This window comes from uncultured Veillonella sp. (assembly GCF_915069625.1).
GTDB lineage: Bacteria > Bacillota > Negativicutes > Veillonellales > Veillonellaceae > Veillonella.
In genome coordinates, this window is sequence record NZ_CAJZFD010000214.1 from 1 (window position 1) to 2,554 (window position 2,554).

Annotated in this window: 4 protein-coding genes; 1 reads left to right on the top strand and 3 read right to left on the bottom strand. The window is 36.3% G+C overall.

What is annotated here, in order from left to right; all coding sequences use genetic code 11:
* Positions 1-79: 79 nt before the first annotated feature.
* The 3 genes from QZ548_RS08980 to QZ548_RS08990 all read right to left on the bottom strand — a co-directional run bounded on the left by QZ548_RS08980 (position 80) and on the right by QZ548_RS08990 (position 1,926).
* On the bottom strand, positions 80-409 hold the full coding sequence (locus tag QZ548_RS08980; RefSeq protein ID WP_295869822.1) for a nitrous oxide-stimulated promoter family protein: 330 nt from the start codon (positions 407-409) through the stop codon (positions 80-82).
* Positions 410-418: 9 nt separating this feature from the next.
* Positions 419-1,234: a class I SAM-dependent methyltransferase gene (locus QZ548_RS08985; RefSeq protein WP_295869824.1), complete on the bottom strand. Its 816-nt coding sequence runs from the start codon at positions 1,232-1,234 to the stop codon at positions 419-421.
* Between the two features lie 365 nt (positions 1,235-1,599).
* Entirely contained in the window at positions 1,600-1,926 is a 327-nt protein-coding gene (locus QZ548_RS08990) for a hypothetical protein (protein ID WP_295869826.1), read from the bottom strand.
* 126 nt (positions 1,927-2,052) lie between these two features.
* Here QZ548_RS08990 and QZ548_RS08995 point away from each other — a divergent pair, with 126 nt between their 5' ends.
* Positions 2,053-2,469, top strand: coding sequence for a hypothetical protein (locus QZ548_RS08995; RefSeq protein WP_295869828.1), 417 nt, complete (start codon positions 2,053-2,055; stop codon positions 2,467-2,469).
* Positions 2,470-2,554: the final 85 nt, after the last annotated feature.

Here is a 2,554-nt window from a genome sequence, read left to right on the forward strand (position 1 = left end):
TTTTTACCGACCCCCAGTTTAACTGGGGGTTTAGTCATGCCTATTCGGCGTACAACCATAAAAAAAGAGGCTAGCATGGCTAGCCTCTTTTTTTGTCTTTCCATTCAAGGTACATATGTCTAATGACTTGAATTGGTGATACTAGTAACATCCTAGGCCCCCCATAGCGCATGATTTCCCGAATCTTTTCACGATAATTAGGCGCATAGCAATGAGTTTTACAAACACTGCAGAAGGTTTTCGTTTCCATATGAGGGCATGCATCAATGCGATGCTCTGCATATTCCCAAACCTGTTCACAATCTTTGCAAAGTTGCCCCTTAGGCGTATGGTGCTTATTATGACAATAGATGCCAATAATTTGGTACATAGTTTTTAATTCTAACTTACGTTTTTCATCAACTGTCATAGTACTCTCCTATTTTACAGACCAGGACACCCAGGCCACTTTATCAACAGTTTTATTATGGATTTCTCCATTAATAGCTAATGGTTCAATGAGATTTCTGATTTCCTCTTTCATATCTTCCATATCGCCCCATGTATTGTTGTGTAGTCGCATTGTAAAGTAATTCACAGCTTTATCAAGGCTCATAACCTCTGTTTCAGGAACCGTCTTATACGTCACTTTTATATTATGCCCTATTTCATGAATAGCATCTAAACACTCTTTCATCTTGCCATCCCAAGGGAATGAATCACGGCCAAAGAAATGTTCAGACAACATATCTACGGTCTCATCGCTACGTTCACTAAAAGCAATCCACAAGCATTTGTCCTTACTTGCTTCATGCATAGCGCGAATATTTTCTACATCAAACATAATAGGACAGAAGATACTATATGTTAAATCAAAGCTTTTCTCCCATTTTAGTTCACGTCGAGTTTCATCAGACCAAGGGGCAATGTATAAATCAAGATCTAAACCTTCTGCCTCTGCCAATTGTTTAGCCCCACGGATCATGCCATCAGACAAATCTATACCTGTCGCCTTATATCCTTCACGAGCTAAACCTAGTGCATAGTCACACACACCACATCCTATATCAAGTGTACAACCGCCTTTTAAAGGCAAAAGATTTTTATCCTTCAAAAATGATAAAAACTCTGTAACCTGCGCCTTACGATCATCTCGATTGTGCATTTCTACAAAGTAATTGGATCGGTTATTCCACGCATCTTGCTCATTACGCCAAGCTTCGTTGACAGTGAGCTCTTGTATTGTATTTGTCATTCTATCTCCTCTGTATCACTACAGCAAAACTATGCATTGATACAATTTAGTACTATATTAATCTTAATTAGATACTTTATATGTGATTCATCACGTCCTATATGCCTAGTGTTCCTGCTAGGATATTCAGATTTTCATAAGGACATCCTCATTGTACATCATTCTCAAAATAAAATGTGTTACTCAAATCACATTCACTTATTATTTCCATACTATTAAATATAACATTCTATGTTGAATCCCTATCTACAATACAGCTCCTATATAGCTCCGAATAGAAAAACCTCCACTCATTCGAGTGGAGGTTTCCTATATCATGTTACATATTGAGTTCCTATACGTGCAGCTATAGCATTCATATACAATTATTTATCTTCTTTTTTCTCTACTGAACTAGATACATCATTTGTTTTAGGTGCATCAGCTGTAGGCACATCAGCTTTAGGTACCTCTGTATCAGTTTTCTCTTCAGTCTTTACACTCTCATCATTAGAAGCAGCTTCACGCTCTTGTTTAAGGCGTTCTTTTCTCTTAGCTTGTGCTTCTTGTTCACGTTTTTCAAAGGATTCTCTAATCTTATCTGTTGTATCCTTCAACTTATCTGTACCCTTAATAGCAAGATCTTTAATCGCTTCTGGGTCAGCACCACTAAATTCAGCTAAGGCCTCTTCATTTCTATTACAAATAACCATGTAATTTTCAGAATATTATACATATGAAAGATATAACCAATATAAAGTTTTATTCATGAAGTGATATAAAATGATTTCATACATTACTTATATTTATTATAATAGAGAAAAGGAGGCCTTGAAAGTATGGGAAGCTATATGATAATACTAATGTTTATATTGATAGCTATTGCTGTAGTTTTTGCTACTTATAACCTATCTATAATTAGATCCATGCCTCCAGAAGACCGTTATAAACTTCTTTATTTTACAGATGATCAAGTCTCTATAGGCCTTGGATTAATGAAGAGAACCTATAAATTAAAAGATATTCGAGAAGTACGCTTCTCTAAGGGCAAAAAATTTCGTAGCATGGGAAGCTGGGCTGGCAGAATGAAGATTTGCAAACTAAATGGTACGACAAGTCGTTGGATAGAATTTGATGGTACGGTCTACTACCAAAAGATGGTATATATAACTAATGAAGAAATCATTGATAAATCAATAGACATACTCATGAATGAATTTAAATCTAGGGGAATTCAGTGTAATAAATATAGATAGTAAACAAAAAAGGCTTCTCGAATTTTCGAGAAGCCTTTTATTTGGTGCGCCTAGCAGGATTCGAACCTGCGCACCCGGTTCCGGA